The sequence below is a fragment of the Kosmotoga sp. genome (genome assembly GCF_982836095.1).
This window is the reverse complement of record NZ_CEYIHJ010000151.1, coordinates 1-4,630: the sequence shown is the minus strand read 5'-3', so window position 1 is coordinate 4,630 and position 4,630 is coordinate 1. Positions and strand designations below refer to the sequence as shown.

5 protein-coding genes are annotated in these 4,630 nt (G+C 43.6%); all 5 read right to left on the bottom strand.

From position 1 onward, the window contains the following. The coding region (locus tag AC3LHT_RS09000) for a 5-deoxy-glucuronate isomerase (protein ID WP_488662651.1) at positions 1–386 on the bottom strand (386 nt) is incomplete at its 3' end. A 23-nt stretch (positions 387–409) separates the two neighbouring features. Beyond that, positions 410–1,372, bottom strand: a complete 963-nt coding sequence (locus AC3LHT_RS08995; protein WP_290644718.1) for a transketolase family protein — start codon at positions 1,370–1,372, stop codon at positions 410–412. Further along, on the bottom strand, positions 1,369–2,223 hold the full coding sequence (locus AC3LHT_RS08990; RefSeq protein WP_488662650.1) for a transketolase: 855 nt from the start codon (positions 2,221–2,223) through the stop codon (positions 1,369–1,371). Before AC3LHT_RS08990 ends, AC3LHT_RS08995 begins: the two co-directional genes overlap by 4 nt. 6 nt (positions 2,224–2,229) lie before the next feature. Next, on the bottom strand, positions 2,230–3,492 hold the full coding sequence (locus AC3LHT_RS08985) for a nickel-dependent lactate racemase family protein (protein ID WP_488662649.1): 1,263 nt from the start codon (positions 3,490–3,492) through the stop codon (positions 2,230–2,232). Next, the coding region (locus AC3LHT_RS08980; protein WP_488662648.1) for a phosphoglycerate kinase at positions 3,492–4,630 on the bottom strand (1,139 nt) is incomplete at its 5' end. The genes AC3LHT_RS08985 and AC3LHT_RS08980, both read right to left, overlap by 1 nt.

Here is a 4,630-nt window from a genome sequence, read left to right as displayed (position 1 = left end):
CCTTCGCCTCTGTGTTCTGACCTGGTATCGTTCCCCTGATAAAGCCGACATTCAAAAACCGCATCATTTGTAGTTGCAAAAATTGCGATTTCTGCATTGGTTTTGGCCTCGATTTTTACCTCAGTGCTCATTGGAACATGCAGGCATACAGGTTCATTTTCCAAAAGAGAGTCTCTTTTTACCAGTTCTACCCTTCCATTCCATTCGAAAGATATTTCCCCTTTCATCAGCAGGAAAGCTCTTTCCTTTCCGGGCTGGCTTTTGTAGGTTTGTTGGCCCTTCAACAAAAGTAGACCAAAATCCATCATTGTATCTTTCTCTGATTCACCCTCCCGGGTTATTTCGTTAAAACCTTGTATGCGTTTCTTCGCTTTTAGCAAATACATTGCTCATCTCCTCCAGATTTGCATTATTTTCTTAAAAGGACATTTTTAACGCTGGCTGCTATATCCTGAGCTGTCATATTGAAGCGTTTCTTCAGGTAGTCAACATCTCCAACTTCGCCAAACAAATCTTTTACCCCCACTCTTTCAATGGGTACAGGGCACGTTTCAGCGACCACTTCGGCAACTGCAGAACCAAGGCCGTTATATATATTGTGGTTTTCGGCTGTCACAATTGCCCCGGTTTCAGATGCACATTTTTCAATGAGCTCTCTATCTATGGGTTTAATGGTAAAGATGTTAACTACTCTTGCATCAATGCCCTCACTTGCCAGCAAATCAGCGGCATCAAGAGCTTCTGCCACCATGATTCCCGTGGCAATAATAGTGACATCTTTCCCTTCTCTGAGAACTATTCCTTTTCCAATCTCAAAACTTGAACCTTCTTCGAATACCCGTATTGTTGTTTTTCTCGAAATCCTCACGTAGAATGGTCCGTAAGAATAGGTTATGTCTTTTAGAAGGGCTTTCATCATTACAGTATCAACAGGCTCTATAATCGTGATGGTAGGAATTCCCCTCACAAAGCCAATATCTTCCAAAGGCATATGAGTTCCACCGTTATATGCAGCGGTTACTCCTGGATCTGTTGCCATCATCTTCACGTTTAGCTTGTTATAGGCTATGGAGATATATACCTGATCAAGAGCCCTTCTAGTGCTGAAACAAGCAAAGGTATGAGTGAAGGGGATCTTGCCAGTGGCAGAAAGACCTGCGGCAATGCCCATCATATTGGCTTCCTGAACTCCCACGTTAATCGCTCTTTCAGGGAATTTTTCTAAAAATCTGTAAGTACCATTGGAATGCATCAAATCCGCATCGAGTACGATTATATTTGGATCACTCTTTGCAAACTCTATGAGCTGGTCGATGTAGACATCTCTCATCATTACAGTGTCGGGTTTTCTCTTTTCAACGAGTTTGATCATCTAAGATCCCTTTCTTTCTCTTCCCATTCTTTTTGTAACGCGCTTATGGCATCGTTGATCTGCTCCTCATTAAACTTCATATGGTGGTTCAGCTCTATGCCTTCTGCAAAAGTGCAGCCTTTTCCTTTTATTGTGTGTAAAACAATTACAGAACTTTTCCCTTTTGTTTCCTTTGCTCTTTGTATTGCTTCATGTATCTGCATGACATTATGCCCATCAACATCCTGAGCGTGCCAGCCAAATTCCTCCCATTTTTTCCTCAAATCCCCAAGTGGATTGATATTGTCAATGTATCCATCGAGCTGTTGCTTGTTGTAATCGATGAACACTATGAGGTTATCGAGTCCGGCATTTCCAGCGAATAATGCACCTTCCCAAACCTGTCCTTCCTGGCATTCTCCATCGCCTAAAAGAACATAAACATAGTTTTCCTTGTTGTCCATCTTATGCCCCAGGGCAATTCCTATACCCATAGAAATACCCTGTCCGAGGGAGCCTGTGGACATATCTATACCCGGGGTATGATTTCTGTCAGCATGACTCGGTAAATCCGTTCCCCCTCGATTCAGCGTTTTCAACCATTCCATGGGGAAAAAACCCTTCAAAGCCAGCGTTGCATACAAAGAAGGGCCTGCATGACCCTTTGACATCACAAACCAATCACGGTCTTCCCATTTTGGGTTCTTGGGATCGTATCTCATAACTTTGCCATAAAGCACTGCGAGCAGTTCAACAATTGACATCGCGCCACCAATGTGGCCAAATCCGAGATATCCGAGCTCCTTCAAGGTTTCAATGCGAATTTTTGTTGCGAATATTTCCAGTTCTTTCATTTCGTTGTCTGTGAGCATCAGAGTTTATTCACCTCGCTTGATTTTAGGGAGTGTAGAAGCTCCAAGGGGAAATACGGCGTATTTTGCGTTCATCCCCTTTTCACCAAAAGCTTCTTTTACAGCTTCAGTAGGGTTATCAAAGCATCTTATGCCAACTAACTTTTCTTCTGCGAATTCTTTATTGGTAACCAGGAAAATTTCCGATGTTTTTAACACGACTTTGGATATTGCAGCTGCTTTGTGGCCACCCAGGACAAAATTTTCTTTCAGGCCTTCAACCAGTTCCGCAGGCTTTTTTCCAGAGGTAATCCATTCTTTGAAAGTTTTACTTCCGTATTTCTCTGGACATTCGGCAAAAAGAATCATTCTACCACCGGGTTTCAAAACCCCGGCGCAGTTATCTATCGCCTTTTGCGCTTGATAGAGGTTGATATCCTTTGGATATCCTCCAGCGCTTACAATGACAATGTCAAGAGGCTCTTCAATGGGAACAAGCCCACTTTTTTCAAGGCGTTCAGCCAATATCCTGTGTGCCTTGATCCAATCACCAGAAGCAGCATCGATCACTCTATGATGTTCGTCCACAACCACGTTCAAGACGAAATCAATTCCCAGAAAACTCACACCCTCTTCGATATCCATGCGTACAGGATTGTCGTAAATAGAAGCCGCTTCAGCACCATCTTCCATCATGTGGCTGTGATTTTGTCTGATCGTTTTGGCAGAAGCGACACCGGGTAGAATGGCTTTGGCACCACCGGAAAATCCGGCAAAATAATGAAATTCCACGTTGCCAAGGCAAATTCTGAAATCAGCCTCAACAACAGGGCGAAAAAATTCTACTCTCGTCCCCCGGGTGGTTGTGCCCACATAAACCGTATTGTCCACGTCATGATTCAAAACTCTAATTCTTTCGTAGATACTTTTGCCAACCGCCTTTTGCAATTCATCTTCCGTCATCTTTCTGTGAAGGCCTAAGGCAATTACAATTGTTATATCCTCATCATTCACACCTGCTTTATTCAGCCTGTCAATGACATGAGGCAAAAGAACATCACTGGGGCATGGCCGGGTCAAATCGCTGGTCACTATCACCACTTTCTGTCCTGGCTTAACTAGCTGTTCAACTCTTTCCGTGCCCACCGGATGATTTAAGGCTTTTTCAACAAGTGCATTTTCTGAATCGGTGATGAATTGCCGTTGGGGGTGATACTCACCAACAAATCCTTTCTCAGGTAATTCAACTTTTACAGTCGATTCACCATATGGAAGTTCAAAATTGAGCATTATTTTTCAACCTTCCTGTACGCCTTTTTCAGAGCCTTAATAAGAGGAAGCTCTTTGCCAGATAAGAAGCGTACCATAGCTCCTCCAGCAGTACATATATAGCCAAACTTCTCATTGGCATTTTCTACGAGCTTCTGCGCAGCCGAGACACTATCTCCGCCTCCGATAACGCTATAACCCGGAGCTTCAGCAATGGCATTCCATATCTCTCTTGTCCCCTTTTCAAAAAGCGGATTTTCATACGCTCCAGCGGGCCCGTTTATAAAAATCGTTCCTGCTTTCATGATTTCACCCTTATACAGCTCTATGGTCTTTTCACCTACATCAAGGAAAAGAGCATTATCAATTGGAAGCTCGTTGATAGAGCATTCCACACGTTTTCCATCTTTTTCATATGCAAAGTCTACAGGATTGAGAAACCTGTCGCCAAAGCGAGCAAGATAATCTTTGGCAGGTTCAATGAAGGCATCGAGAGAACGATCGAAAATGAATTTTTCCTGCTGCTTGCCGACCGATCTTCCCATAGCCATTTGCATGACTATTCCCGTCACACCACAGGTCAAGATTTTATCAGCAGTGCCATTTTCGAGGACCTGTTTCATCATTCCGAAAGCATCGGATATTTTCAACCCTCCAAGAACAAAAACAGCGGGCTTTTCAGGGCTTTCCATCACTTTTGTTAATGCTGAAAGCTCTTTGAAGAGAAGCCTGCCTGCCGCCGTAGGCAAAAGCTCTTCGAAAGCGACCATGGAAGGTGAGTTCCTATGTGCTGCCGAAAAAGCGTCGTTTACATAGTAATCTGCAAGAGGGGCAAGATTACGAACTATGTAGGTATTCAACATCTCATGCGCTTCGAGCTTTACAGCGTTCTCAAAGGTTGAAACTTCTTCTGTTAGATATCTAACATTTCCCAGCAGTACCGCTTCGCCTGGCTTCAGGCTTTTCACCATTTCCTGCGCAGCCGGCCCGGCAACATCATCGATGTATTTCACGGGTTTTCCAAGCTTTTCTGACAACTTTTCAGCATGCTCAGCCATGGAAATGAGATTATGGTAATCGAGCGTATCTCCCTGATGTGCTAGTATAGCCAGCTTTGCCCCTTTTTCCATTAGTTCCCTGATTGTAGGTATACTTTGAT

Bases quoted from the DNA above. Each gene is read 5' to 3' on its own strand.
- AC3LHT_RS08995 (WP_290644718.1), bottom strand. From the start codon at position 1,372: ATGATCAAACTCGTTGAAAAGAGAAAACCCGACACTGTAATGATGAGA.
- AC3LHT_RS08990 (WP_488662650.1), bottom strand. From the start codon at position 2,223: ATGCTCACAGACAACGAAATGAAAGAACTGGAAATATTCGCAACAAAA.
- AC3LHT_RS08985 (WP_488662649.1), bottom strand. From the start codon at position 3,492: ATGCTCAATTTTGAACTTCCATATGGTGAATCGACTGTAAAAGTTGAA.